Source organism: Pseudoalteromonas sp. ABE4_541, assembly GCF_056312285.1.
Genome location: NZ_JBSVEM010000005.1, coordinates 172,969 through 197,742, shown reverse-complemented (window position 1 = coordinate 197,742; position 24,774 = coordinate 172,969). Strand labels below are relative to the sequence as shown.

Here is a 24,774-nt window from a genome sequence, read left to right as displayed (position 1 = left end):
CTTTTAGTATTAGGTGTTATTCCCGCATTTCCATCATGAGTTGTAGGCTGTTGAACACGTTTTGTAAACATAATTGTATCGAGAGTATTATGAGATTTTTCTTAGTATTAATTTTTAGCAGCTGCTTATTAATTGGCTGTAAGTCTATGGGTAAAAATGCAAATGTCTATGTTCAACCCGAAAAAGAGGTCCCGAGTGTGACTTTTTGGGGAGAAGATAGTCCGGAGAAATTTCTGGTCAAAGGTCATGAGAAGATCTATTTATGCCGGGTTGATGGGGCATTTCAAAATAGTTACTCGTTTAATAAAGCGACAAGAGTAGCGCTAGGAAAAAGGAAGATCAGTATTTGTTATCGAGAAGGTTTAAATAGTGCAGAGGTTTCATTTGACCTTGCTTTTGATAATACGGCGCAATATCAACTTAAATTAGGTGAACACAGCAACATGCTTATTAACTTCTCTGTGGTTAACAAGCAAACTAACGAGCTGTTTATTGGGCCTATATCAATCCCAAAATAGGCGCTTAAAACGCCTATTTTTAACCTAGCTAGAGATACACCCGTCAGAAAAGATGTATTTAACGCATACTTAGATTAGCGAGTATGCATTTTTAGACGCTAAGCCAAAATATCGGCTAATAAGCTCATATCACTGATCCCCGCTTCCTTAAGCGCTTCTTGTAGAGACTGAGTAATGCCCATAAGCTGCACATTGAGTTGTACGAGGTAATCTGCTTGTTGTTGTAGTAACGTCATTTTCGTCTCGTCGTCTAAGTCATCGCGGGCTTTGATTTTTTCAAGCTGTTCTTTTTGTTCTTTAATTTGGTCTTTTATTTTTTCTCTTTGCTCTAGTAGAGCTTCAATATGGGGAGGAAGTGCAGGCTTATCTTTGTCTTCTTTTTCTTCTTCGGTTTCGATGAGTGAATTGAGTTTTTTCATGGCCTCAGTGGTCATGCGAAGTGTAGGGACGTCACTTGATGCTGTTTCGTCATCGGCAGATGATTTTTGTGGCGAGCTAGGCGTCAGTGGTTGATGGAGTGTTAGAGCAATTTTCACAAGGGTCTCGATAATATCCGTATTCAGTTACTTTTTATATCGGCCCCAACGAGGCAAACTTTATTAGATTTTTGAAATAGAGCGGCCTCCGTGCCGCTGCAAGTGCTTGGGATTTCTTTGGAACTATGGTCTGTTATGCTTCAATCTCTACATAAACCGTATTTGCAAAAATAAGGAAGGTAAAGTTAGTTAGCAATTGCATACTTCTGAGCCAATACAGTTTGGCTATTTTGAAGTGCACGTTTAATTGCCTGTAGCATATTGTTGCCTCTTGCTTTGAGCATAATGCTGGGCAACCCAGGTAGCTGTACATTGATACGACATTGTTTCATTACGCCATGCTGACGAGACACGATATCGTCGATATGTAACTCAACAGTACGAATGTTCATTACATACTTGCTCAATTGCTCGGTTATCAGCTTAGACAGTTTGACTTTCATCGCCGAGGTCACCGTTTTGTCTTTGATCGATAACTTTAGTTTCATAGCTTGGTTCTATCCGTTAATTAATCCAATTTGTCGCACCAATATTGCAGGTACACTGTAAATCTACTAAGGTAGATGAAAAGAAAAAAGCTGATTATTTCTTACTTATTGGTAGGTATTAACGAATGATTACCAACATTAACTACAACCACTTATATTACTTTTGGCAAGTAAGCCGCCATGGCAGTATTGCCGGTGCCAGCAAGGTATTACACCTCACACCACAAACAGTAAGCGCACAGATAACGAGCTTAGAGCAAAGGTTAGGCAAGTCGTTGTTTTTAAGAGAAGGGCGAGGACTACGGCTTACTGAATTTGGCCGCATTACGCAGCAATATGCCGACGACATGTTTGCAATTGCTCACGAATGGCTGGAAACCACCCAAGGAGATATAGGTTCACTTTCTCGTACTTTAAAAGTGGGTATTTCAGACTCTTTGCCAAAGTCCTTGGTGTCTAAATGGCTTGCCCCTCTGATTGAGAGCGAGCGGATTGCGAATCTTCACTGTATTGATGGTCAGCAAGCGGAATTGTTGGCGCAAATGGCGACGCATAAGTTGGATTTGGTATTGGCAGATAAACCACTGGATAGTAGCTTGCCATTCAAAGTGTTTTGCCATGAAATTGGTAAAAGCCAACTCGGGTTTTTTGGTCGTCAGTCTTGGCAATCAAACTTGCAGGCAAGTTTTCCAAACTCTCTTGCTGAGGTACCCGTTGTGTTGCCCGCCAAAAGCAGCCCAGTGACCAGCTCGATTCACTATTGGTTAGACGAATTAGGTATAGAGATCAGCATTGCAGGGCATGTTGATGACAGTGCCTTGATGATTGCTTTAGGGCAGCAAGGGTTTGGTTTATTCCCTGCCCCACTGTCGGTTAAAGAAGAAATTGAACGCAACAAAGATGTGTGTTTTATCGGCCCTATCGACAATGTATATCAGCATTACTATGCCTTTACGCCAGATAGGTTAATCAAGGACTCTATTTATTCTGAGTTTGTGCGCTATGCGCAATCAGCGCAGATCAACCCTCAGGGATAAAGCTGATTATAAGCGTAAATTTGCTTTTTGTTTTTGCAATTTCCATGTGCCAGCCTAAGCGCTGGCAGACTTGTTTTATTAGCATATGACCAAGCCCTGTCCCTGAGGTTTTGTCTTGCTCATTATAGTCATTTGCAAATATTAACTGAGTTTCACTGAGTTTGATTGTTAAAGGGGCTTTGCCATGTCGCTTGGCATTTTCAATAGCTTGTGTCACTAATAGCTCGGTCAAGGGGTTATGTAGCGCGATGAAAACAGGCTGCGGTGTACATTCTAAATGAGTGAGCATGCGCTTAGGGTCAAGCTTCATAGTGATGCTTTTTATGAGCTGAGTAATATCAACAGGCTGTTTTTCGACCTCAGCTTGTTGCCAGAGTGCCAGTACAGCTTGGCTAGTTGAATTTAACCTTGCTTGTGCTTGCTCTAAGGTAGCTAATACATCCACAGCTTCCAGCGGAATATCATCAACCTGTTGCAAGCGAGAAATTCCGTGCTGAATTTGTGTCAAAGGCGTTCTTACTTCATGGCTAAGATAAGTGCTCAGGAGGCGCTCTTTTTGCTGTGCGTAGTGCTCTGCTTGGCGCGCTACCTTTAAGGCTTGGGCAAACTCTATAAATTCTTGAAAAGAACGTTTTTCGCTAAACTGTTTATTGTTGCTTGTTAACTTCGACAAGTTGTTGATTTGTTTTTTAATACGCAAGGTACTGCGGATCACAACGATAAGTGCGGGTATGCTCAATGCACTCATCATTAGTAATAACCAAGGTAATATGGGCACATCGTCTTGTTTGTCAAAATAGTGCAGTACAAAAATAGGTGGATTGACTGAGTTTTGCTGTTGCCATGGTAATACGTAAACATCGCTCTCCTTTTGCTGTACTAAGGTGACTTCGTTTAAAGTCAGTTGGCCGCTTTGCCATGTTTGAAAAATGTCTTCCGATAGGTCGCTGGGGTTTTGAGTAATTAGTTTGAAGTCATCCGTATACGGCAAGTTGTAAAGGTGCTTTACAGCTCGCTCAGCGTCGTAAAATAAGTAATGTGTGGCACTATCATCTTGTGCAAATTCATAACTGTATTTGGCTATGCCAATCCAGCATAACGTTACGATAAGCATGAGCGTGGTAATGCGTAAGTTGATATAGCGAGTCAGTGATGTAACTTTGTTGTGCATGGGTTAGCCCTATTCTTTAATTCTAAGCACTAAACCCTGCTTTTTTAAGGTTTGCAACACTTGTGGCTCCATGTCTCGACTCAGATTACCGCGCAGCCTAGTCAATAAAGACTTGTACATGTTGTTGTTGCAGTCCTGATCTGACCATATGTGATTAAGTATGGTTTCTTTGCTCACTGGGTTTGGATAATGTTGAATGAGGATTTCGAGTAATTGCCATTGTTGTGGTGAAAGTACAATGGCTCGTTCGCCCCGAGTAATAATTTTGGCGTTGAGATTAACGCTCAAAGTATCGAGTTCAAAACAGGTTTGTGGCTCATCAGCTGTTTTACGTGCCAGTAACTTTATGCGCACCGCTAATTCGGCTAACGCAAAGGGTTTGGTGATGTAATCTAACGCGCCTGCAGAAAATGCACTGAGCTTGTCTTCTAAACCATCTCGCGCACTGAGAAATAATATGGGCTCTTTACGTGTGGCTTGCCATTGCGTGGCTAAAGCGAGTCCATTGCCATCGGGTAAATTAATATCGAGAATAATGGCGTCATAAATTTGATTGGCACTAATGGATAAAGCCTGATTTACCGTACTGGCATAGTCGACCTCAATCCCCTCGCGTGCCAAGAAGTCGATGGTGTGTGTGGCGAGTGTCGTGTCATCTTCCACGAGTAAAACTAACATGTTCCACCTATACTGTTACCTTAACGTTACCTCTGCTTTGATAGTGTATCGCTAATCTTAAGGAGTCAACTATGAGTCGTTCTATGTTTATTTATACTTCATTATTAGCGATAAGCTGCACTTTGTCTGGATGTGGTGAAAGCGCAAAGCAACCAATGTCTGTCGCTCAGCCTGCGCCTGTCGATCAAAACGCAAAAGCAACGAAGGTTTTTACCAATGGTCAGGTGTACACCGTCAATAGCAATCAGCCATGGGCGCAAGCTGTGGCGCTTAAAGATGGAAAAATCATTTATGTGGGTGACAGTGCAAGCGCTGATGAATATGTAGATAGCAGCACGCAAGTTATCGATTTAAAAGGTAAAATGATGTTGCCAGGCTTTCATGATGTGCATATTCATCCTTTGGAATCTGCATCAGAGGCGACACAGTTTACCATCCCTGCTTATGCAACTGAGGATGAGTTTATCGATATGATTTATCAGGCATCGCAACAACACTCAGATGCCAGTTGGTTGATTGGTTATGGTCATGAGATTGCAACGCTATTAGAGATGGAAAACTCTCCGTTGGCAGTGATTGATGAGGCAGTCGCTGATCGCCCTGTGATCATCATGGAGCAGACATCCCATTCAATGTGGCTAAACAGTAAAGCATTATCACTTGCGGGTATCACCACGCAAAGCGCCGATCCGGTCGGTGGCGTTATTGGTAGAGATGAGCAAGGTAACCTAAATGGCATTTTGTATGATAACGCTGGTAATCAAGTGATGGAGCTGGCCATGCGCTCGCGCCCTGATGCTAGTTTGCAAGACTACTTAGGCTTGCTTGAATACACTATGCCTGAATTGAATAAAGTGGGGATCACCTCAATCAGTGATGCGCGCACATACTGGCAGCGTGGCCATCTTGAAACATGGCAGCGTGTTGCGGATGAAGACAAACTCACATTGCGTGTTAGCTTGGGCCTGTGGGCTTACCCTGAAATGAATGACGAACGTCAACTGAAGAGTTTGGCATCCATGTATAAGCATGATGAAAATAGTTTGCTAAAAGTCAACCAAGTGAAGTTTTATATGGATGGTATTTTGGTCAATAGTACAGCAGCCATGCATGAACCCTATGATGTTAACTGGCTTAATTTATTTGAAAACAAAGGGCTTAACTACTTTACTCAAGCTAGATTAGAAAAGTACATCAAAGCGCTAGAACCAATCGGCTTTAATTTTAATATTCATGGTATTGGAGATAGAGGCATACATGAAGCGCTTAATGCCATTGAAAATGCCTCTGATGGTAAGGCAAGGCATCGTATCACGCATTTAGAAGTCGTTGATCCACAAGATTTATCTCGTTTTAGTAAATTGGGTGTGATAGCCGATGCGCAGGTAGCGGGAGAGTTTAGCGAACCAAGCCATTGGGCTGAGAATATTCCACTCATTGGTTATGAGCGCTCGCAAGATTTGATCCCCATTAAAAGTCTAGCGGGTGCCGGCGCAACGCTGACATTAAGTAGTGATTGGAATGTCAGCACCTTTAACCCATTTGTAGGTATTAGTCATGCAGTGTCTCGTGCTCCGCAAAATATTACTCTGGCGCAAGCGGTTGAGGCTTATACCATCAATGGTGCGTACGCGATGAAACAAGATAAATTAGTGGGCAGTATTGAAGTGGGTAAACGTGCCGATCTGGTGGTGCTAGATAACAACTTATTTGAATCAACGGCAAAACAAATTAAAAACACCCAAGTGTTGATGACTTTACTTGATGGTGAAATTGTTTATCAGCAATAGTGAAAAGCGCCCTGACGCAGCAAGCGATTTTTTGAGATCGCATGTTGCATCAGTGGTGGCGTATTAAAAATAGGCGTACAATAGCGCTCTTTTTTGATTAATCACCAGCAACTATGATCCCAGCAGCATTAACTCAACTCGATCACCATATTCGTCAACTAGATAGTTTTCCACATGAAGTAAGACGCTTGTTTCACGGTAGAGGCCGACGCTTCGAGGGCTTGGAGCATATTGCTGTTGATTGGTTAGGTGGCCAGCTACTGATTTCATTGTTCAAACAGCCCCAAACGGAATTTATTGATGCACTTAAATTGATGGTTGAGGGTTGGCTGCAACTACCGCTATTTCAACTGCATGTAAAAAGCATCTTGCTGCACCATCGCACCACAACGGAGCTGGAAATCTTGTTTGGCGAATTGCAGCAAGAACAGCCTGTGATAGAAAATGAACTATCTTTTTTACTGGATCTAAGTAACAAGCAAAACAATGGCTTGTTTTTGGATATGCGTATGGGGCGCCAATGGGTTAAAGCGCATGCGCAAAGTAAAAACGTACTGAATTTGTTTGCTTATACTTGTGGCTTTTCTGTGGCGGCGATTGCTGGTGGCGCAACTCAGGTGGTGAATTTAGACATGGCCAAAGCCGCGTTAAGTCGTGGTCGAGATAACCATAGGGCGAATGGACACGCGCTTGAGAAAGTAAAATTTTTAGGCCACGAATTGTTCAAATCATGGGGAAAAGTACGCAAGTTCGGGCCATATGATTTGATTATTATCGATCCCCCTTCTTTTCAAAAAGGCAGTTTTGCGCTTACCAAAGATTATAAAAAAATCTTACGTCGCTTGCCTGAACTATTAAGCGATGGTGGCGAAGTGTTAGCATGTGTGAATGATCCGAGCCTCACCTCACAATTTTTGATCGATGAAATGGCAGAGCAAGCACCTAATATCCACTTTGTTAGGCGTTTGGAAAACCCGCCTGAATTTGAAGATGCGGATCCCGAGGCGAGCTTAAAAAGTTTGTTATTTAAATACCGAGCTGACTAAGCTCGGTTTTTAATGGCTTTTGCCAAGTTTTGCAATGCCTCTTCTAGCGTTGTTTGGCCGTTTATATAAGGCTGCCAATGTTGCTCTAGCTCAGCTTGATATTGCCACACTCTATCGTACAACCCCATCAAATGCGCATAAGGTACATAGTCAGACTTTTCTTTAGCAATAGCTTGGCGAGTAACCTCTCCCACGGTGTAGAATAAGATGGGGTGCCAAATACCTGCATGATGCTCAAGCTCATGTTGTGCAAATATGTCATTAATTTGTTGGCGTAATTTACCACTTCGCAAAAACTGCATATGGCTTAGTTCATGAAACGACAATTCTAGCGCGTACCAATCATGGAAGCTTCTTTGCATTGTGTTTATATAGGTTGTTGCTGTTCTACCAGACGTTGTCGCGCCTTGGCGCGAGAATGGAAACGCGTGTGGATATATCACATGGGATGGCACAGTCATATTTTGCGATTGATAAAGTGTATTTAACCTTTTTTCAATGTCGTTTCCATACTGATTTAGTTTTGCAAAAAGTGCTTTGCGCCAAATTTGGTTTTGCTGGCAGTGTATAGGCCACAGCTTTTCCTTGTATGCGCCAATCAACGCAAAATAGGCTCGACTAAGCTCGTTGCTGCTGGCTTCTACAATAGATGAATCTACGCTCAGTAGATTCGTTAGTTCAGCAAGTGGTGAGTCGGTAAATACATGATGAAAGCCTTTTTGAGAGGTGTATTGTGCATATACTTTGATGGCATCTTCAAATTTTGCTCTATCTACTAGTGACAAAGGCAACTTGCTTAAGTCGCTCGATTTTCTTGCCGAGTAGGTTAAGAAGCTGTGCAAATTCACTTCTGGCGAATTGATGAAAGTGAGCTCCTTCCATTTTTTGGGTTGTGTATCGCATGCCATACTGGCTGAACTCATCATGCAGCATAACAGTGCTGCAACTTTTAACTTAAACATAGCGTCCCTTTATGATTTTTTGTACATCCTACTGTGTTTTTATAATGACGACAACATTCTAATAAATAGAATGCTTGGTGCTTATTTCACTAATTTTTAATCGTAAAAAGGCGTGATAGAGTGATTTTAATAGCAAACAGCGAGTGAATTAGGAGCACGTATGAACATCATTCGAGCGCAAAAGTCATATCCAACAAAAGATGGCGAAGGGGTCAGTATCAACCGTATAGCAGGGTTTAAAAATCAATACCTTGACCCCTACTTAATGATTGATGAGCTTAAATCGGAAAACGAAAGTGACTATATCGGTGGTTTTCCGCCACACCCACACAGAGGAATAGAAACCTTTACCTATATTCTCAGAGGGGGATTTGAGCATCAAGACCATATGGGCAACAAGAAAGCCATTCGCGCTGGGGATGCACAATGGATGAGCACAGGCCGAGGTGTCTTGCACAGTGAAATGCCATTAAAAGATGCCGTTGATGGACTGCACGGTTTTCAAATTTGGTTGAATATGCCTGCGGCACAAAAAATGAATGCACCGCGTTATCAAGATTCATCATCAGGTAGTGTACCGATATTGAAAAATGAATATGAAGCGGTACTAAGGGCACTGGCTGGCAACTGGAAAATGGATGGGCAAAGTATCTTAGGTGCCGTGCAAGGCCTAGCTGGTAAAGGCGCGATTGCAGATTTAATTCTGCCAGCAAATTCGAAAGCATCACTGGATGTGTCTGCACACGAAAAAGTACTGCTTTATATCTACAGTGGTCAGTTAAAAGGCGGGCAGCATTCACATGGCCACTTATTAGAGGTGCAACCACAAGACAAGCTATTGATAGAGTCAAATCAGGCTGGCTTGGGTATGCTCGTTTTGGTTGGTAAACCAATTCGAGAGCAAATTGCACATATGGGACCGTTCGTTATGAACACTCCTGAAGAGCTTGAACAAGCCATGTTGGATTATCAACAGGGTCGATTTGGTGAAATAGTATAGTTAAGGAGAGTGAAATGGGACTACTCATTGATGGTAAATGGCATGATAAGTGGTATGACACCGAAAAGCACAATGGTAAGTTTGAACGTGAAGCTGCGCAATTACGTAATTGGGTCACAAAGGATGGTAGCGCAGGCCCAACTGGCGAAGGCGGCTTTGAAGCAGAGTCTGGACGTTATCATTTGTATGTGTCATTGGCTTGTCCGTGGGCACATCGAACGCTAATCTTCAGAAAATTAAAAAGTCTCGAGGCACATATTTCAGTTTCTGTGGTGAGCACTGATATGCTTGATCATGGCTGGAGTTTTGATAAAGCACACGGTAGTACGGGCGATGTGTTGTTTGATTCGCAATATATGCATCAACTTTATACGCGTCACAACCCGCAATACAGTGGCCGTGTCACTGTGCCAGTTCTTTGGGATAAGCAGACTAACCGTATTGTAAGTAATGAATCGAGCGAAATCATTCGTATGTTTAACTCGGCTTTTAATGAAATTACAGGCAATAACGATGATTATTTCCCTGAGGCGTTGCGTTACAAAATTGATGAAATGAATAACTTTGTGTACGCCACGATTAACAATGGTGTGTATCGTTGTGGTTTTGCTACAACGCAGGATGCTTATGAGCAAGCCTACGAGGCACTGTTTCAGGCTTTGGATAAGGTGGAAGAGATCCTTACCAAATCTCGTTACCTTATCGGAGATAAGATAACGGAAGCAGACTGGCGATTATTTACAACGCTTATTCGTTTTGATGCGGTTTATCACGGTCATTTTAAATGCAATAAGCAGCGTTTAGAAGATTACCCTAACATTGCAAATTATATCCGTGAGTTATATCAGTGGCCAGAAGTGATGGACACAGTTAACTTTGAGCACATAAAACGCCATTACTATTATAGTCATACCCAAATCAACCCGACACAAGTAGTGCCTAAGGGACCGAACATTCATTATGGTTCGGCACACAATCGCTTTAACTTTTCAAAATAATTATTGTCAGGGGCGAGCATCAGCGTACCTCGCTCTATGGCTTTACCTCGAGGTTTTGCAATTACTTTTACTTAAACTACAGTTAGCTGTAGCTCTGCTAATCATTGAGGCTTATGGAGAAGTGACTGCGCGCGCACAATTGTTGTTAGTTGAAGATGACGAGATCAATGCTCTTGTTTTAAAAACGGTATTGTCTGAATCATACGATGTTGCATGTTGTGCCAGCGGTGAAGAATGCTATCTACTGTCAATCACACCTTCCTGATGTGATTCTAATGGATGTTGAAATGCCTGGGCTGAACGGTTTGGATACGTGTAAACGGCTGAAAAAAAATACCGTTACCTTGGATATTCCAGTCATTTTTGTAACCTCCCATAATAAAGATCAGGAACAAACCTTGTGCTGGGAAGCGGGTGGCAGTGACTTTGTTGTAAAACCAGTCAACGCGCTCACTTTAAAGCATCGTGTAGAGGCAAAAGTCAAGTTGAGGCGTCAACATGAGTTGCTCAAATCAATGACATTTATTGACGGCTTAACTGGGATTTATAACCGTCATTATTTGACTTCAGAATTGGATAAAAAACTGTCTTTTGCTAAACGTAATCACGATGCGTTTTCGGTGATTATGTCAGATATTGACTGGTTTAAAAAATACAATGATTTTTATGGACACTTAAAAGGCGATGAGTGTTTAAAACGCGTTGCTAATATCATCAAAGACAACCTACTTCGTGGTGAAGATTCTGTAGTTCGCTATGGTGGTGAGGAGTTTGTTTGTATCGTGCCTCAAGTCGATATGCATGGCTTAGAAACGCTTTGTTCAACGCTTAATCGATGTGTATATGATGCTGATTTGCAGCATGAATCTTCCCCTTTAGGGCGAGTAACATTAAGTATTGGTGGAGTATTTAGCCCTGTGGTGACACAAACCGATGGCCAATTGTGGTTAAAGTCAGCGGATAAGCAATTATATCGGGCAAAAAACAGTGGCAAAAATCAAGCGTCAATCAAGGAGCTATAAGTGCGTATTGGAACTACAAAAAACTGGTTAAAGCCTTCTTCGTTTGCGCTTTACATGTTCACTCTTATATGTGTTGTTGTTGCTGTGCTGTGGCTTTTTGATGGCAAGATAATAAAGCAAACAGAGCGCCAAGTGTCTACTGAATTATCAGAATTACTGGCCCTAAAAAAACGTATTTTTGATGATGAAATACATGAATACAAAGATTATATCAATTTTTTAGTCGATACGCCTCCGATTCAAGGTATTTCAAGGGCGACAAACAATGGTGACATTGACCCAAAAGACGGGACAACAACACAACAGTGGAAAAATCGATTAGGAACCATTTTTACATCGATGATGCACACTTATGGAGATATTAAGCAGCTACGTTTAATTGATGCATCAACAGGCGATGAACTTGTGAGAAATGATAGGTATGGTGGCTTGGTGATTGCTCAGCCTGACAGCAAGCTTCAAAATAAAGCTCATAGAGATTATTTTACAGAAACCATTAAGCTACCTGAAAGAAGAATATATGCATCGCAAATAGATTTAAATAAAGAGCGCGGTAAGCTCGCTTTTCCCCTTGAACCAACATTACGTATCGCGACGCCTGTTTTTAATGAAAAAAATGATCTGTTTGCTGTACTTGTTGCCAATATTGATGGTCAACCGCTTATCAATAAAGTAATGAAAAGTACGCCTGAACATTCGCAATTACAGCTGCTCACAAGTAATGGACACTTTGTGTATCACCCTGAGCAATCTCTACGGTTTTCGCAAGACTTGCAGCCAGAGGTGACTTGGCAATCTTATTATACTGAGGAGCGTTGGCAAGTTGACCCCATAGTTAAGGTTACTGCTAAGAAAAATGCTCAAGATGTACACCTTGTTCAGAAACAAGAGTTATATACTTCTTCTGTATCTCCTGCGGGGAAAGTTTGGGTTGTGAGTACAATGCCTTATGAGCGTTATGAACAACTTTTGATGCAACACAGGGTTGATTCCTACGCTTTATTGGCTGTTATAGCCATTATTTCTAGCGTTGGTTTGTTTATACTTTGGCTTTATTTTAGAAATAGCCATCAATTGCTTGAGGCGCGCTCGCAACTGGCTGACATCATCAATGGCGCATCTGATGGGATTATTGGGTTCAATAAAGAGCTTATAATTACCAGCTATAATGATGCCGCTGAGCTTCTCTTCCCTGAGTTAAAAAAACTAAACGAGCCTACCTATAAGGTACTTGAACCTGACATTCTGCTGGAGTTTTTGCAAAACACGCTAACTAAAGTGACGTGTGATAAACCGCTAGATTCATTGGAAATATGTATCGAAAGGCAAAGTACTGCAGTTGACTTGTATTTAACCGTTTCAGCAATTCATTCGACAGAAGGTGAACTACTAGGTTTTGCTTTGTTTATCAGCGATGTAACTGAAAGAAATGAGGCTAAGGCGGAAATTGAAAGGATCAATACGTCGTTGGAATTACAGGTTGAACAAAGGACTTTGGAGTTAAATTACCAGAAGCAACGAGCAGAAGAATCATCAAAAGTTAAAAGTGCTTTCATTTCAAGCATTAGTCACGAAATGCGTACACCCTTAAACGGTATATTGGGCTCGTTGGATTTGGTTAGAAGAGAGCCATTGAGCCAGCAGCAGAAAAATTATTTGGATATGATGAATACCAGCGCTAAAACATTAACGAACTTAATTAATGATGTATTGGATCTGTCTAAAATCGAAGCAGGTAAACTGGAAATAGATGCTAGACCTTTTTATCCAATTCAAGTGCTTGAACATGTAGCAAGTTCAGTGAGCATTGCTGCACTACAAAAAAATATTGAATATTTGTTAGATGTCGTTGATGTGCGTTATTTGAGCCTCACTGGTGACGCGGCTCGTGTTAAACAAATACTGTATAACCTGCTCAATAATGCAGTTAAGTTTACAAGTAAGGGCGGTGTTTACATTTATGCAGCCACTAAACAAGACGACGATAAAGTGTGGCTTGAAGTGTCTGTAAAAGACACAGGCGTTGGCATAGCCAAAGACAAGCAAGCGCAGATGTTTCAAGTATTTCAACAAGAGTCTAAAGAAATATCCAATGAATTTGGCGGAACCGGGCTTGGCTTGTCTATTTGTAAGCAACTTTGCGAGCTGATGGGAGGTGAAATCAAGTTTAGCTCTGACAAGGGAAAAGGGAGTATCTTTACATTTGCTTTGCCGTTTCATCGTGCTGATGCAAAACGTTTAGAGGTCGTCCCTTTTTTAGCCGATAAATACGTGTTTTTGGCGACAAAAACGCAAGCGGAAGAAGATTATTGGAAAAAGGTGTTTTCGTTGTATGGCGCGAAGCTATGTGATTTGAATAAGGCCGACTTTTGGTTAATTGATCTCGGCACTGAGCTTGGACAAAATCTCTCAACTTCGCCGTATGTCGATTCCAAGGCATGTTTTATCTACGATCCTGTCAATGACCCTTTACCGCCAAAAAATTGCTTAGCGGCATTTACTAAGCCTACTCGTTATATTGATGTGCTAGCTACATTTGATAAAGAAACAGCTTTGAATTTGTTTGAATATACAAGTTCACAAACAAAACAAACAAACTTAGGAGGACGTTTTTTATCTCTGGTAGGTAAAACAGTGGTTGTTGTCGACGATAATCAAATAAACCTCGAAGTCGCCAGAGGTATATTGAATACGCATAGCATTACTTCTATTCTTGTTCATTCTGGTCATGAGCTTTTAGATAAATTGAACCAGTTAGCAGCTCAAAATGTGGATGTATTAGCTATTTTAATGGATTGCAATATGCCCGTCATGAATGGTTATGAAGCGACCCAGGCGGTTAGAGAGGGAAGAGGCAATGCGAAATATAAATCCGTGCCAATCATTGCTTTGACGGCCAGCGCAATGCTTGGTGAGCAGGAAAAGTGCTTGGCATGTGGTATGGATGAATACATTACCAAACCGATTAACGCGGCAATTCTTTTTGATAAGCTCGCGCAGTATTGCCCTGATGTAAGCTTGCCGTTGTCGGATGCTCAGGTTGTTGATACATGCCCAGAGCTAAGTAATGAAGAGCCTACAGGGGACCAACAGTTGCCTACATTAGACAAAGAAGCTGCACTTGATAGGCTGATGCAAGATGCATCTTTGTATATTAAAATTTGTGAGCTTTTCAAAGAAAGTTCAAAAGCGCGCTTTGCCGAGCTGCAAGAAGCGATAGACCATCAATCCGTTGAAAAAATAAAGCAATCTGCACATGCCTTAAAAGGCCAAGCGGGAGATGTTGGCGCTAAGCAGTTGCATCATCTTGCTGGACAATTAGAGCAGTTAGCCGCGGATACAAAACATGTTAGTGAGTATCAACAATTACACCAACAACTTGAGCAGGAGCTGCACTCTGTGTATGCACAGATAAATGCGGATATATTGAATGCGGCGAGTTGATACCCAGTTACTATGGATTATCAATAGCGTATTCAGAGTTTCCCGACCAAGGATAATCCATTTGATGTGCCGTTTTTTGCGCGAGCTTTTCGCCAAAGCGCTTTTTGAGGATAGATAAACTCATGTCAATACCAGCAGAGATCCCTGCAGAGCTAGTAAAATTTTGATCCTCAACCCAACGTGTGTTTTCAACGACTTGTAACTGTGGGTAATCGGCCCTAAGCGTTTCGAGATCTTCCCAGTGAGTGGTGACTTTTTTACCGTCAATAAGTCCAGCTTCAGCAAAAAGAAAAACGCCAGTACACACAGAAGCACATGCTCTAGTATGTTGTGCTGTTTCTGCAAGCCAATGCAGTATAACTGGGTTTTTCATTATGCCACTGTGCTTTCCGCCTGCGACTAGCAAAAGGTCAAAGTGTGGGTTGGCGTAGATGCTGTAATGGGGGTTGACACTCATACCCCCTCTCGTTCTGATGGGGGCTTGCGATGGGGCCACCAAACTGACACCTAAATGTTCGGAAGTAAAACGATTTGCTGTAGAAAAAACTTCATAAGGCCCTGAAAAGTCAAGCACTTCTACACCATCATAGATAAATATACCAATCTCCATTTCTCCTCCCAAACATGCAACGTCTAGAGCTTTTAGCGTTGACCACCCTTGTATTATTGGTCACTGTTATCATTAGTACAATCTTGTTTTGCCGCAATAATCGTCTTTTTACCGCTTATTGGTTGCAGTTTTTTGTACCTGCCATAGACTACATGCGTTTAATTAAAATTAATATTTAAATCAAATAAAATATCAAAAGAGCATATTATGATAAAACCAACAATCACGGCTCTAAGTGCAGCAGTTGTACTTGCACTGTCTGGCTGTAGTTCGACATCAGTAGATGAAAAGAAGGTCGCTGTTGAGCAAGTGGAACAGCAAAATATATTGCTTCAGCAGTTTAAGGGACCTTACCAAGGCGTTCCTCAATTCGACAAAATGGATATTGCTGATCTTAAGCCTGCTCTTGAGTTTGCAATGGCTGAAAACTTAGCTGAAATAGAAAAAATTGCGAATAACCCGCAATCACCAACTTTTGAAAATACCATTGTTGCGCTTGAAAAAGCAGGTAAAACACTAGACCGCGTTTATACTTACTACGGTATTTGGAACTCTAATATGTCAAGCCCTGAATTACGTGCAATTCAAGGGGAAATGGCACCAAAATTGTCTGCTTTCTACTCGAAAATAACGCAAAACAGTAAATTGTTTGCGCGTATTAAAGCGGTTTATGAAAGTGATGAGTTAAAGCAGTTACCTGCTGAAGCACAACGCATTACGTGGCTTACGTATAACGGGTATGCGCGCAATGGTGCTACTTTAACTGGCGAAGCAAAAGAGCGCTATGCAGAAATAAACCAACAACTTGCCTCTCTATACACAAAATTTTCAAACAATGTGCTAGCTGATGAAGAAAATTACGTTGTTTACTTGAATGATAAGCAGTTATCAGGTTTACCTGCTTCATTCATTGAAGCGGCTGCGGCAGCTGCAAAAGAGCGTGGAAAAGAAGACATGTATGCGATCACGAATTCACGTTCTTCAATGGATCCGTTTTTGACTTACTCAACCGAGCGTGACTTACGTGAACAAGTATGGAACAACTACTATAACCGTGGTGGCAATGGGGATCAGTACGATAATAATGCAATTATTAAAGAGATCTTAACGTTACGCCATGAGCGCGTTAATTTACTTGGCTACGAGAACTATGCTCAGTGGCGTTTAGAAGATCGCATGGCGAAGAATCCTGAAAATGCGATGGCGCTAATGAACAAAGTATGGCCAGCAGCGATAGCGCGTGTTGATGAAGAAGTTGCTGATATGCAAGCGATTGCAGACAAAGAAGGTGCGGGTATTAAGATAGCGCCTTGGGATTATCGTTTTTACGCAGAGAAAGTGCGCAAAGATAGATATGATTTGGATTCAAACGAAGTCAAACAGTACTTACAGTTAGACAAACTAAGAGAAGCAATGTTCTATGTTGCTGGTCGCTTGTTTAACTTTGAATTTTCTGAAGTGCCAGCTGGTAAAGTGCCAGTATTCCACCCAGATGTAAAAGTATGGGAAGTAAAAGATAAAACGTCTGGCAAACACATCGGTCTATGGTATCTAGACCCATTTGCTCGCAAAGGTAAACGTTCTGGTGCATGGGCGACGACTTATCGCGAGTTCACCACCATTGAGGGTGAAACAAACGTACTTAGCTCTAACAACTCAAACTTTGTTAAAGGTGTTGAAGGTAAGCCGACCCTGATTTCTTGGTCTGATGCTGAGACTTATTTCCATGAGTTTGGTCATGCTTTACATTTCTTATCAGCCAATGTGGTCTACCCTAGCTCGCACAGCGGTGTACGAGATTATACTGAGTTTCAGTCTCAGTTGCTTGAACGTTGGTTAACAACCGACGAAGTGATCGATAAGTACTTAGTTCACCAAGAAACTGGTAAACCGATGCCAAAAGAGTTGGTAGAGAAGATCAAAAAGTCAGCAACATTTAATCAGGGCTTCGCAACGACTGAGTATATGGCGTCTGCAATCATGGACCTGCTATATCACAGCACAGATCCTGCAAAAATTGACCCTGCTAAGTTTGAAAAAGAGCAGCTAGATAAACTAGGCATGCCTAAAGAGCTCGTTATGCGTCACCGCAGCACGCATTTTGGTCATGTATTCTCTGGAGAAGGCTACGCCGCCGGTTATTATGGTTACCTATGGGCTGAAGTGCTAACTTCTGATGCCGCTGAAGCGTTTGCTAGTGCACCAGGTGGTTTTTATGACCCTGAAGTATCAGGTCGCCTTGTGAAGTATTTATTCTCAGTTCGAAATGCTATGGATCCTGCAGAAGCTTATCGCAAGTTCCGTGGACGTGATGCCGATGTAAGTGCATTGATGCGTGACAGAGGATTCCCTGTTAAGCTTTAACAAATAATATTTAAGGGGGCTTTTTGCTCCCTTTCTTATTCTTAGACAATGATTGCTGCTGAACTTTCAGTCGTCCTTAAAGTGCCTTTTCATTTCTTTTTATATCTTTTTGTAAAGGTCCTTTACGAATTCTCTTCATGCTTCTTTTGATAGTTTTTCTTGCTAACTCTTCAATAGAATTAAGACCTATCAACAAATTTATCATATTTTTGAGTTATTTTTATTCTGGTCAGATGAGTTTGGTAAGGTTTTGATTTTGAAAAACTAAAGTGATTTTTTTAGTTTTTTTGTATTGCTTTTTTATTTTTTGCTAGTCACTTAGGTTGAGTTTTTTTTGTTCGTTTGTTATAAATATTCATACTTTAGTCAATTACGTATTTTTATTCGCTAGTACTAAATAGGTTTCATTCAAGGATGTTGTGCTTTAGTTAGCTAGGTATTTTTTGGAGCGCATCATGGCTTTGTTTCGTACATACAATACAGATTCTGAACAGCAACTCACTTTGCCTGTGACTGTTGTTATTACACTATTGCTTTTAGCGTTAACTCTATTCACTTTCCCAACTCAGGCAGAGCATACAGGTTTAGAAGGCGAGCAAACGAATTGTATGCATAATGTGTGTAACGAAGAATCTAATAATGAGTAATATGCATCTTTAAATTCTTTGCATTTTATTCTACAAATCCAGCGTCAACCTGCCTTTTTCAAAATGCCAATTCATTACTCGGTACAGAGTTTTTAGTTTAATTAACATTGGTGTGAGCTAATTTTACTTGTTCATTATTTTCAACTCTGTATAGTCTGTTTACGTTTTTTATTTGCAAAAATACGATAATTACAGAGAAACGCTTATGCAGTTAGTCGAATTGAATCCTGAAGACCCGAGTGTTATTGAAGTTTTTTCCGAAATCGACCGACTCATGAATACCTTATATCCAATTGCAAGTGCGCAGTCTTTATCATTAGAAGAATTACGTCAGCCTAATGTACATGCCGTTGGACTAAGAAATGACGATGGTATCGTCGCTTGTGGGGCAATAGTAAAGCAATTTGATAAGACGCTTTATGGTGAAATAAAACGTCTGTATGTACGCCCAAGTTATCGTGGTAAAGGTTTATCAAGGCGGATTATGCAGATTTTGCTACATTACGCTGGTGAAGCGCAAATTCCTTTGATCCGCTTAGAGACTGGTAGCAAGCAAACTGAAGCGATTCATCTATACGAAAACTTGGGCTTTGAACGCTGTGATTGTTTTGGTTTTTATCGCGATAACCCGTTGAGTGTTTTTATGGAGTTATCTTTAAATTAAATCATGCAGCGATAACCTCGTTTAAGTTATCGCTGCTGGTGTTTTACCATCTATTCTGTCCTTCTAGTTGGCTCTTTGCATAAAGATGGTTACTTCAGCCATAGTGATTCCAAACTTCTTGATATACGAACGATTTATAAGAGCTTGTTTATCAAATACCCACATCCAGTCATCAAATGCAACGTGGTATGAAGTGTCGTCTACTGGTAAATTCATAGTATATTGCCAGTGCATGGCATTACCGTATACTTTGCCGCTAGCCGGATTATGTATATCCCCTGCTCTTCCCTCTAATGTGTTGTCATTGAGCTTAGTCAGAACCCATACCCGGTGTTTAACGCCTTCGCCCATCTGATAAGTAAACTCCTCATCTAGCACTAACTTTCCCGAAGCGTTGAGCGAGCCTTTTATATCAACGGTAAATTGTTGTACAACGTCACCCGAACGGTTTTGAACAATACCCCATGCTTTAACATCGCCTTTGAAAAAGTTAAACGGGTCGAATCTCGGTTCGTTTGATGTGTATTTATCGGGACTAATACTGACTCCGCAGCCTGTTAGTGTGAATATTAAGAGTAATGTCATCAAAAACTTCATTGTTGTGTCCTTAATGTAAGTTAAGCAATTTACTTCTCATTTCTGGCTCCGAGGTTTTTTCTCCTAACCAGATAGCAAAAAAGTATCGAGAAAAGTTTGCATCGTTTATCTCACCGATAAATTCCCCGTTATTATAAAATCGGCTAGTGCCAGTGCTTGTTTTAACCCCATAGAGCTCCGTGCCATTCGATACATCTGGGAAAATTTCAATCATGCTGTTCAACCAAGCTTGTAACTGTGGTGAGTCTTTAAAGCCTTGCTTTTTAATCTCTTCTATAGAGCGCTTGGCTATGTCCTCACCATTAAGCTCTCTCAGGTAACGTAGCTTTAGAACAAATGGCTTATTCATCTCGAATTGCCCTTTTGGTGCGTACAATGTGGCGGTGTACACATCCCAAAATAGATAGGTGAGTGTTGGGCTTCCCCCTACAGCTTGTGCGTTGGGAAGGAGATGTTGTGCCATAGAGGCCGTTGCGTTGGTTGTATACAAGTATATAAGAATAGCAATTAACAGACGCATCACTTTGTCACCATAATTTTATTTGATAAATAGTGGTACGAGTGTTGGTCTATTGTGGATCTAATAACCTTTTTATTTAACCTGTAAAGGGCCGTTACAAATTAAAGATCGCTTTAAACTTCTCTAAGAACCATTGTATTTTGGCGTCATTTTTTCGCGTCTTGTGAAAGTACATTTTCACTTCATAATTGGGCACAGATATAGGTGGTTGAAAAATCATTAAGTTTAAAGGCTCCTCTATTTGCCTTGCATACGCTTGCGGAAGAGTAAGTAATCGCTGCGAGTTATTTAAGTAGTAAGGAGAAATTAAGACATGAGGCACAGTGATGGCTATTTTTCTGGTTTTTTTGAGCCTGCCCAAGGCTACATCAACAATACCCTTGGTTTCGTTCCAAGGGGCAATTAAAACATGTTGATAGTGTAAAAAGTCGTGTAACGATAACGATGCTTGAGATGCAAGAGGGTGTTGCTGTGATATTGCGGTCACATATTTATCAGAAAACCAAAAGAGCTCATCGACACTTTCTAATCGTTCAAGATGAGACTGGTGAGAGAAACCACATGCAAAGTCTAACCTACCATCTTGCAGGGCTTCTTGTGGGATACGCTGTTCCAAAGAAACAAAACGTAAGTTTATCAATGGGTGGTACTCGTTAAAGTAATCAGCTAGAGGTTTGAGACACCAAGCAGTGTAATCGGTGGTCGCAATTGTAAATGTAGTTGCCTCATTGTGGTTAAATATATTCATTGGTGCTAAGCCTTGCGAAAGAAGTTGTAAGGCTGGTATGACATTTTGTGCAATTTGTTTGGCAAATACGGTGGGCACCATCTGGTTTTCAATGCGTACGAATAACTCGTCACCTAACCTTTGCCTGAGTCGATTGAGTGCATGGCTACAGGCAGATTGGCTTAGGTTTAATTCTAGTGCCGTTAGGCTGACAGAACCATTTTTATATAAAGAGGCAAATAACTTCAGTAAATTCAAATCTATGTTAGGTAACATTTATGAGCTCTATTCATAAAGTGTCTGCACACTATGCATTGTTTTCATTTTATTTTTTATCATACACTAAACTTTTCCCAGTTATCAGGTATTCATATGAGCATTCACGTTAGAGCGGCAAAAAAACAAGATGCGGCGACTATTTTAGGGTTTATTACTGATCTTGCTATTTACGAAAAAGAACCCGATGCAGTACTAAATACGGTAGAAGAAATAGAAAGTAAGTTATTTACTGAACATGCTCGAGCCCATGCGCTAATCTGTGAACAAGATGGCGAGGCGATTGGGTTTGCGGTGTACTTCTTTAACTATTCGACTTGGTTAGGTAAGCACGGATTATATCTTGAAGACTTGTATGTAGCGCAAGACAAAAGGGGTCATGGTGCGGGTAAGGCCATAATGCAACATTTGGCTCAGCTTGCCATTGAAAAGGATTGTGGACGTTTTGAATGGGTGGTTTTGGATTGGAACAAGCCAGCCATCGACTTCTATCAAAGTATTGGTGCAAAGGCGCAAGATGAGTGGGTCATTTATCGTTTATCAGGCGATGAACTCAAAGCTTTTGCTGAAAAAGGTCGATAACCTTTTTTGATGCATTGTTTGACACGCAAATCTGCGCTGCTGTGTGGTTAAGGTGTTAATATCTGTTGTACCCTACTTTTAAGTTGTGGCAGCACAACTTCTTCAAACCATGGATTGTTTTTTATCCAGAATTGATTGCGAGGGCTCGGATGAGGAAGAACGATGCGTTTAGGTAAGTGTTGCTGCCAGTTGGCTACTTGTTTAGTGAGCGGTTTGTCCTTCTCTAAATGATACTTTTGAGCGTGTTGGCCTATGATCACGGTGAGTTCCACGCTATCAAGTGCTTTGAGTAACGTGTCATGCCAAGTTGTGGCGCACAATGGCGGCGGGGGGAGATCGCCTGACTTGCCCTTTCCAGGGTAACAAAAAGCCATAGGTATAATGGCAAACTGCTCTGCATCATAAAAAGTGGCTTCATCTACATTTAGCCAAGTACGAAGGCGCTTTCCACTAGCGTCATCAAACGGTTTTCCAGTTCTATGTACTGTTAGGCTAGGTGCTTGACCGGCAATGAGTATTTTTGAATTCGATGATGCTTGGATCACCGGAGATGCGCCCAGTGGTAGGCTCGGTTCGCATGCTTTACAAGCTCGGATCTGTTGAATCAAAGGTGTTATGCTGCTTGCCATTCTGTACTGCCGTTTATTTGAGTTCAGTGTTAGTTGGTGATGCTTGGGCATCAATATTTACTAACTCCGCAAATTGTACATCAAGATGTTGTTATTTCAGATCAGTATTTTATGTACTTATACTTCGTATTTCACCATAAAAGTGAACCTTTTCACGATTTTGTAGGGGCAGATCAGATTTTTACCAAGATTGAGTAGGTATAAACTTGATCTAAACAATTAAGTGAGCGCTACAGTTAGTAATATTATGATCTCAATGGCTTTAAGTTAGTAAATTAGTGATCTAAGGCCGAGCTTTTCGTTCTGAAGTTAGTAATAAATTGATCTGGAGGGATTTCCTTACCTTACTTAGTATAATTCTGATCTTGGATATTATTTTGGACTATATTGGGGGAATTTTGAGAAATTTTTGCAATATGAGGTCATTTTATAGAGATTTCTATGCATCTCAAGTTAGTAAAATTTTGATCTGAGATTATTCGAACAGACTGTTTAATATAAGGTTATGTAATCGCAAAGAGCTGAGCTGCTTAATCAGTTAATAAAAATATGATCTGAGCGAAAACGTGTCAGTGTGTCTGAACCATGGTTAGTAAAATAATGATCTCAGGCGGGAAGATAAGCGTTTACATGGTTGTAGGCATACGAAAATGGCGCATATTGGCTGATAAAAGTGTCAATTTTTAAGCTGAAACTAGCTCCAGCTAAATACCAAGTAATTTCTAAAACATCTTACTTATCAGGCTGTGAGCAGGAAAGTTAGTTAGTAAAAAGTTGATCTGAGAAACAGATCAACTTTTTATCAAGGTTACTTTTCAGACCAGTTGAGTTGCATGTCCCAAACGTATCGGTGCGCTTCTTTGAGCGGCTGTTGAGACTCATCAACCTGTTCAAGAACATTGCTTGCGTGGGTTAAAGTCGCATCGCGTCCGAAAATATAGCTTTGTTCTTTCACTATGGTTAAGTAGGCTTTGTTGAGTGCTAAAGCACGCTCAGCGGAGGGGGTGATCAGTTCATATAAATTTTGAGTGGCTGCCACTTTGCTCGCATTGACCGTACCATCTTTATTGAACCAACGCATAAGCATTTCTTGGTTTTGTCTAAACTCATCTCCGCCGCCAACACGCTGCATATAAGTCAAAAACTCACCTTGTTGCTCGTCCTTATTAGGCACATCCTTCATTGCTTTTAGGTTGATGTAGCCCCAGCCTTTTTGTCCCTCAACTTTACGAGCGAATGAGAATGTTTGGTCATAAGTTGAGCCAATGGTTTTATGGCAGCCGTTACAAAAAGCGAGTTCTTGTTTATGTTGAGGCCTTAGTGCACCTTGCTCATCTTCAATATAACCATTAATGGTCCAGCCAAAGGTGTTATTTACCCCGCGATCGCCTAAGTATAAGGTTTGCGGTAGCTGCTCAAATGATTTTTCTTTTGCCTCTCTGTAATAGGAGCCTGCAAGTGCCGCTTTAGACTTAAACTTATGTTTTTTCATATAACGTACTTCTTTCATGCGCGGTGCGTTAAAGATATTGCCTTCGTTATCTACCCCAATATAACGGACGGTGTGTAAAAACTCGGTACCCTCAGGGTAGAGCTGGTATGCAAGCGCTTCGCGCGCGTCGCCCACATAGCGGTCTTGTTTAATTAAGTAATCAATTTTACTAAATTGGCCGTCTTCATTCAGATCAACCCCTACCCTAGCCTCATCAATAAGTGGCGTTGATATCCCTTCTAAGCCTTTGAGCGTGATTTCAACAAGACTTAGGTTAGCAAGGTATACATCTTGACTGTAAACGCCTTGCTGCGTTCTAAATGCCTCAGGTAAGCGGATCATTACATCTCCGGTTGAGCCATTGGTTGGCCAAAAAGTACTTGGAAATGGTTTATAGTTAAAGGCTACCCAACCACTGCCATCTCTAGCAATACCTAACTTATCGAATGCTTTGTCTGGGTAGGCTAGGTTTTCGATGGGGGTTATCTCCCCTTTCCAATCCGCATTGCTCTTTTGATCAGCGATAAATTCGCTGTAATTATCGTGATTGATCCACGCTAAAATTTGCTCGTCACTGATACCCTTTATTAGCTTGGTTCTATCAATAAATAAGTTTTTCCAATGATTCTTTGTGCCTAAGTCAGAAAAGTCATAGCTACCTTGTAAATGTCCATCAAACATCTGGTTTGGCTTATTTTTATCGCTTTTATCCGTTTGGTGGCAGGCATAACAGGGATTATTCACACCATCCGTTTTGGTGTAACACTGTGGCGGGATGACAGACTCCGCATTATAGACTTCGTCATGCTGTAAATAGGCCTGTGCGGGAATATGCTCAGCATTGCTGTATGGAGCTGAAGCTGTGCTGGCCTTAGCTTGAATAGTATATTGGCTTGAATCATCGCATCCAGCAAGCAAGGCGGCGGTTAGTAAGGAGAGAAGGATTGGGTATTTCATTTTTATGACTTCCGATTTT

Annotated in this window: 24 protein-coding genes; 13 read left to right on the top strand and 11 right to left on the bottom strand. The window is 41.2% G+C overall.

The genetic code is table 11. The features are described from left to right. Positions 1-89: 89 nt before the first annotated feature. A complete protein-coding gene (locus ACW689_RS07160; protein ID WP_476289773.1) occupies positions 90-518 on the top strand; it encodes a hypothetical protein in 429 nt (142 codons plus the stop codon). 98 nt (positions 519-616) lie between these two features. Here ACW689_RS07160 and ACW689_RS07155 read toward each other — a convergent pair whose 3' ends face one another. Both ACW689_RS07155 and ACW689_RS07150 read right to left on the bottom strand, forming a co-directional pair. Further along, entirely contained in the window at positions 617-1,054 is a 438-nt protein-coding gene (locus ACW689_RS07155; RefSeq protein ID WP_476289771.1) for a hypothetical protein, read from the bottom strand. A gap of 185 nt (positions 1,055-1,239) precedes the next feature. Then, complete coding sequence (locus ACW689_RS07150; RefSeq protein WP_476289769.1) at positions 1,240-1,542, bottom strand: hypothetical protein; 303 nt, start codon at positions 1,540-1,542, stop codon at positions 1,240-1,242. Between the two features lie 125 nt (positions 1,543-1,667). Between ACW689_RS07150 and nhaR the strand changes: the two genes are divergently transcribed. Continuing rightward, complete coding sequence (nhaR, locus tag ACW689_RS07145; protein ID WP_476289767.1) at positions 1,668-2,579, top strand: transcriptional activator NhaR; 912 nt, start codon at positions 1,668-1,670, stop codon at positions 2,577-2,579. Here nhaR and ACW689_RS07140 read toward each other — a convergent pair. Beyond that, positions 2,563-3,750: a sensor histidine kinase gene (locus ACW689_RS07140; protein ID WP_476289765.1), complete on the bottom strand. Its 1,188-nt coding sequence runs from the start codon at positions 3,748-3,750 to the stop codon at positions 2,563-2,565. The two genes, nhaR and ACW689_RS07140, sit on opposite strands and share 17 nt — an antisense overlap. A 9-nt stretch (positions 3,751-3,759) precedes the next feature. Next, on the bottom strand, positions 3,760-4,428 hold the full coding sequence (locus tag ACW689_RS07135) for a response regulator transcription factor (RefSeq protein WP_476289763.1): 669 nt from the start codon (positions 4,426-4,428) through the stop codon (positions 3,760-3,762). Positions 4,429-4,499: 71 nt separating this feature from the next. Here ACW689_RS07135 and ACW689_RS07130 point away from each other — a divergent pair, with 71 nt between their 5' ends. Together ACW689_RS07130 and ACW689_RS07125 are read left to right on the top strand one after the other, a co-directional pair. After that, complete coding sequence (locus ACW689_RS07130; RefSeq protein WP_476289761.1) at positions 4,500-6,218, top strand: amidohydrolase; 1,719 nt, start codon at positions 4,500-4,502, stop codon at positions 6,216-6,218. 113 nt (positions 6,219-6,331) lie between these two features. Then, positions 6,332-7,264, top strand: coding sequence for a class I SAM-dependent methyltransferase (locus tag ACW689_RS07125; RefSeq protein ID WP_476289759.1), 933 nt, complete (start codon positions 6,332-6,334; stop codon positions 7,262-7,264). Here the strand turns inward: ACW689_RS07125 and ACW689_RS07120 are convergent. Next, positions 7,261-8,226 carry a hypothetical protein gene (locus ACW689_RS07120; protein WP_476289757.1) on the bottom strand — a complete coding sequence of 322 codons (966 nt, stop codon included), beginning with the start codon at positions 8,224-8,226 and terminating at the stop codon, positions 7,261-7,263. The genes ACW689_RS07125 and ACW689_RS07120 overlap by 4 nt on opposite strands. A 160-nt stretch (positions 8,227-8,386) precedes the next feature. On the opposite strand from ACW689_RS07120, the gene ACW689_RS07115 reads away from it, so the two are divergent. Genes ACW689_RS07115 through ACW689_RS07095 form a run of 5 tightly spaced genes read left to right on the top strand, consistent with a single transcriptional unit; the run spans position 8,387 to position 14,690 of the window. Continuing rightward, positions 8,387-9,226, top strand: coding sequence for a pirin family protein (locus ACW689_RS07115; RefSeq protein WP_476289755.1), 840 nt, complete (start codon positions 8,387-8,389; stop codon positions 9,224-9,226). A 14-nt stretch (positions 9,227-9,240) separates the two neighbouring features. Then, the gene (locus ACW689_RS07110; protein WP_476289753.1) at positions 9,241-10,224 is read left to right on the top strand and encodes a glutathione S-transferase family protein; all 984 of its coding nucleotides are present in this window, start codon (positions 9,241-9,243) and stop codon (positions 10,222-10,224) included. A 55-nt stretch (positions 10,225-10,279) separates the two neighbouring features. Then, entirely contained in the window at positions 10,280-10,489 is a 210-nt protein-coding gene (locus ACW689_RS07105) for a hypothetical protein (RefSeq protein WP_476289751.1), read from the top strand. Between the two features lie 10 nt (positions 10,490-10,499). Beyond that, positions 10,500-11,246, top strand: a complete 747-nt coding sequence (locus ACW689_RS07100) for a GGDEF domain-containing response regulator (RefSeq protein ID WP_476289749.1) — start codon at positions 10,500-10,502, stop codon at positions 11,244-11,246. Then, the gene (locus ACW689_RS07095; protein ID WP_476289747.1) at positions 11,247-14,690 is read left to right on the top strand and encodes an ATP-binding protein; all 3,444 of its coding nucleotides are present in this window, start codon (positions 11,247-11,249) and stop codon (positions 14,688-14,690) included. Between the two features lie 10 nt (positions 14,691-14,700). On the opposite strand, the gene ACW689_RS07090 is transcribed toward ACW689_RS07095, so the two are convergent. Further along, the gene (locus tag ACW689_RS07090) at positions 14,701-15,300 is read right to left on the bottom strand and encodes a DJ-1/PfpI family protein (protein ID WP_476289745.1); all 600 of its coding nucleotides are present in this window, start codon (positions 15,298-15,300) and stop codon (positions 14,701-14,703) included. A gap of 207 nt (positions 15,301-15,507) precedes the next feature. Between ACW689_RS07090 and ACW689_RS07085 the strand changes: the two genes are divergently transcribed. From ACW689_RS07085 to ACW689_RS07075, 3 genes are all read left to right on the top strand, one after another. Next, a complete protein-coding gene (locus tag ACW689_RS07085) occupies positions 15,508-17,664 on the top strand; it encodes a M3 family metallopeptidase (RefSeq protein ID WP_476289743.1) in 2,157 nt (718 codons plus the stop codon). 455 nt (positions 17,665-18,119) lie between these two features. Continuing rightward, complete coding sequence (locus tag ACW689_RS07080; protein WP_476289741.1) at positions 18,120-18,311, top strand: hypothetical protein; 192 nt, start codon at positions 18,120-18,122, stop codon at positions 18,309-18,311. Between the two features lie 205 nt (positions 18,312-18,516). After that, positions 18,517-18,975 carry a GNAT family N-acetyltransferase gene (locus ACW689_RS07075; protein WP_476289739.1) on the top strand — a complete coding sequence of 153 codons (459 nt, stop codon included), beginning with the start codon at positions 18,517-18,519 and terminating at the stop codon, positions 18,973-18,975. Between the two features lie 63 nt (positions 18,976-19,038). Here the strand turns inward: ACW689_RS07075 and ACW689_RS07070 are convergent, their stop codons facing one another. From ACW689_RS07070 to ACW689_RS07060, 3 genes are all read right to left on the bottom strand, one after another. Further along, positions 19,039-19,572 carry a DUF3833 domain-containing protein gene (locus tag ACW689_RS07070; RefSeq protein ID WP_476289737.1) on the bottom strand — a complete coding sequence of 178 codons (534 nt, stop codon included), beginning with the start codon at positions 19,570-19,572 and terminating at the stop codon, positions 19,039-19,041. 10 nt (positions 19,573-19,582) lie between these two features. Beyond that, entirely contained in the window at positions 19,583-20,092 is a 510-nt protein-coding gene (locus tag ACW689_RS07065) for a chalcone isomerase family protein (protein ID WP_476289882.1), read from the bottom strand. A gap of 94 nt (positions 20,093-20,186) precedes the next feature. After that, on the bottom strand, positions 20,187-21,095 hold the full coding sequence (locus tag ACW689_RS07060) for a LysR family transcriptional regulator (RefSeq protein WP_476289735.1): 909 nt from the start codon (positions 21,093-21,095) through the stop codon (positions 20,187-20,189). A 96-nt stretch (positions 21,096-21,191) separates the two neighbouring features. Here ACW689_RS07060 and ACW689_RS07055 point away from each other — a divergent pair, with 96 nt between their 5' ends. Further along, on the top strand, positions 21,192-21,677 hold the full coding sequence (locus ACW689_RS07055; RefSeq protein ID WP_476289733.1) for an N-acetyltransferase family protein: 486 nt from the start codon (positions 21,192-21,194) through the stop codon (positions 21,675-21,677). A 47-nt stretch (positions 21,678-21,724) separates the two neighbouring features. Here the strand turns inward: ACW689_RS07055 and ACW689_RS07050 are convergent, their stop codons facing one another. Both ACW689_RS07050 and ACW689_RS07045 read right to left on the bottom strand, forming a co-directional pair. Continuing rightward, complete coding sequence (locus tag ACW689_RS07050; protein ID WP_476289880.1) at positions 21,725-22,306, bottom strand: uracil-DNA glycosylase family protein; 582 nt, start codon at positions 22,304-22,306, stop codon at positions 21,725-21,727. Between the two features lie 808 nt (positions 22,307-23,114). After that, on the bottom strand, positions 23,115-24,755 hold the full coding sequence (locus ACW689_RS07045; protein ID WP_476289731.1) for a hypothetical protein: 1,641 nt from the start codon (positions 24,753-24,755) through the stop codon (positions 23,115-23,117). Positions 24,756-24,774: the final 19 nt, after the last annotated feature.

Excerpts from the sequence above, each read along its gene's own strand:
- ACW689_RS07125 (WP_476289759.1), top strand. The coding sequence starts at position 6,332 with ATGATCCCAGCAGCATTAACTCAACTCGATCACCATATTCGTCAACTA.
- ACW689_RS07160 (WP_476289773.1), top strand. The coding sequence starts at position 90 with ATGAGATTTTTCTTAGTATTAATTTTTAGCAGCTGCTTATTAATTGGC.
- ACW689_RS07075 (WP_476289739.1), top strand. The coding sequence starts at position 18,517 with ATGCAGTTAGTCGAATTGAATCCTGAAGACCCGAGTGTTATTGAAGTT.
- ACW689_RS07135 (WP_476289763.1), bottom strand. The coding sequence starts at position 4,428 with ATGTTAGTTTTACTCGTGGAAGATGACACGACACTCGCCACACACACC.
- ACW689_RS07045 (WP_476289731.1), bottom strand. The coding sequence starts at position 24,755 with ATGAAATACCCAATCCTTCTCTCCTTACTAACCGCCGCCTTGCTTGCT.
- ACW689_RS07130 (WP_476289761.1), top strand. The coding sequence starts at position 4,500 with ATGAGTCGTTCTATGTTTATTTATACTTCATTATTAGCGATAAGCTGC.
- ACW689_RS07055 (WP_476289733.1), top strand. The coding sequence starts at position 21,192 with ATGAGCATTCACGTTAGAGCGGCAAAAAAACAAGATGCGGCGACTATT.
- ACW689_RS07080 (WP_476289741.1), top strand. The coding sequence starts at position 18,120 with ATGGCTTTGTTTCGTACATACAATACAGATTCTGAACAGCAACTCACT.
- ACW689_RS07100 (WP_476289749.1), top strand. The coding sequence starts at position 10,500 with ATGGATGTTGAAATGCCTGGGCTGAACGGTTTGGATACGTGTAAACGG.
- ACW689_RS07115 (WP_476289755.1), top strand. The coding sequence starts at position 8,387 with ATGAACATCATTCGAGCGCAAAAGTCATATCCAACAAAAGATGGCGAA.
- ACW689_RS07110 (WP_476289753.1), top strand. The coding sequence starts at position 9,241 with ATGGGACTACTCATTGATGGTAAATGGCATGATAAGTGGTATGACACC.
- ACW689_RS07085 (WP_476289743.1), top strand. The coding sequence starts at position 15,508 with ATGATAAAACCAACAATCACGGCTCTAAGTGCAGCAGTTGTACTTGCA.
- nhaR (WP_476289767.1), top strand. The coding sequence starts at position 1,668 with ATGATTACCAACATTAACTACAACCACTTATATTACTTTTGGCAAGTA.
- ACW689_RS07090 (WP_476289745.1), bottom strand. The coding sequence starts at position 15,300 with ATGGAGATTGGTATATTTATCTATGATGGTGTAGAAGTGCTTGACTTT.
- ACW689_RS07050 (WP_476289880.1), bottom strand. The coding sequence starts at position 22,306 with ATGGCAAGCAGCATAACACCTTTGATTCAACAGATCCGAGCTTGTAAA.
- ACW689_RS07140 (WP_476289765.1), bottom strand. The coding sequence starts at position 3,750 with ATGCACAACAAAGTTACATCACTGACTCGCTATATCAACTTACGCATT.
- ACW689_RS07150 (WP_476289769.1), bottom strand. The coding sequence starts at position 1,542 with ATGAAACTAAAGTTATCGATCAAAGACAAAACGGTGACCTCGGCGATG.
- ACW689_RS07120 (WP_476289757.1), bottom strand. The coding sequence starts at position 8,226 with ATGTTTAAGTTAAAAGTTGCAGCACTGTTATGCTGCATGATGAGTTCA.
- ACW689_RS07065 (WP_476289882.1), bottom strand. The coding sequence starts at position 20,092 with ATGCGTCTGTTAATTGCTATTCTTATATACTTGTATACAACCAACGCA.
- ACW689_RS07060 (WP_476289735.1), bottom strand. The coding sequence starts at position 21,095 with ATGTTACCTAACATAGATTTGAATTTACTGAAGTTATTTGCCTCTTTA.
- ACW689_RS07070 (WP_476289737.1), bottom strand. The coding sequence starts at position 19,572 with ATGAAGTTTTTGATGACATTACTCTTAATATTCACACTAACAGGCTGC.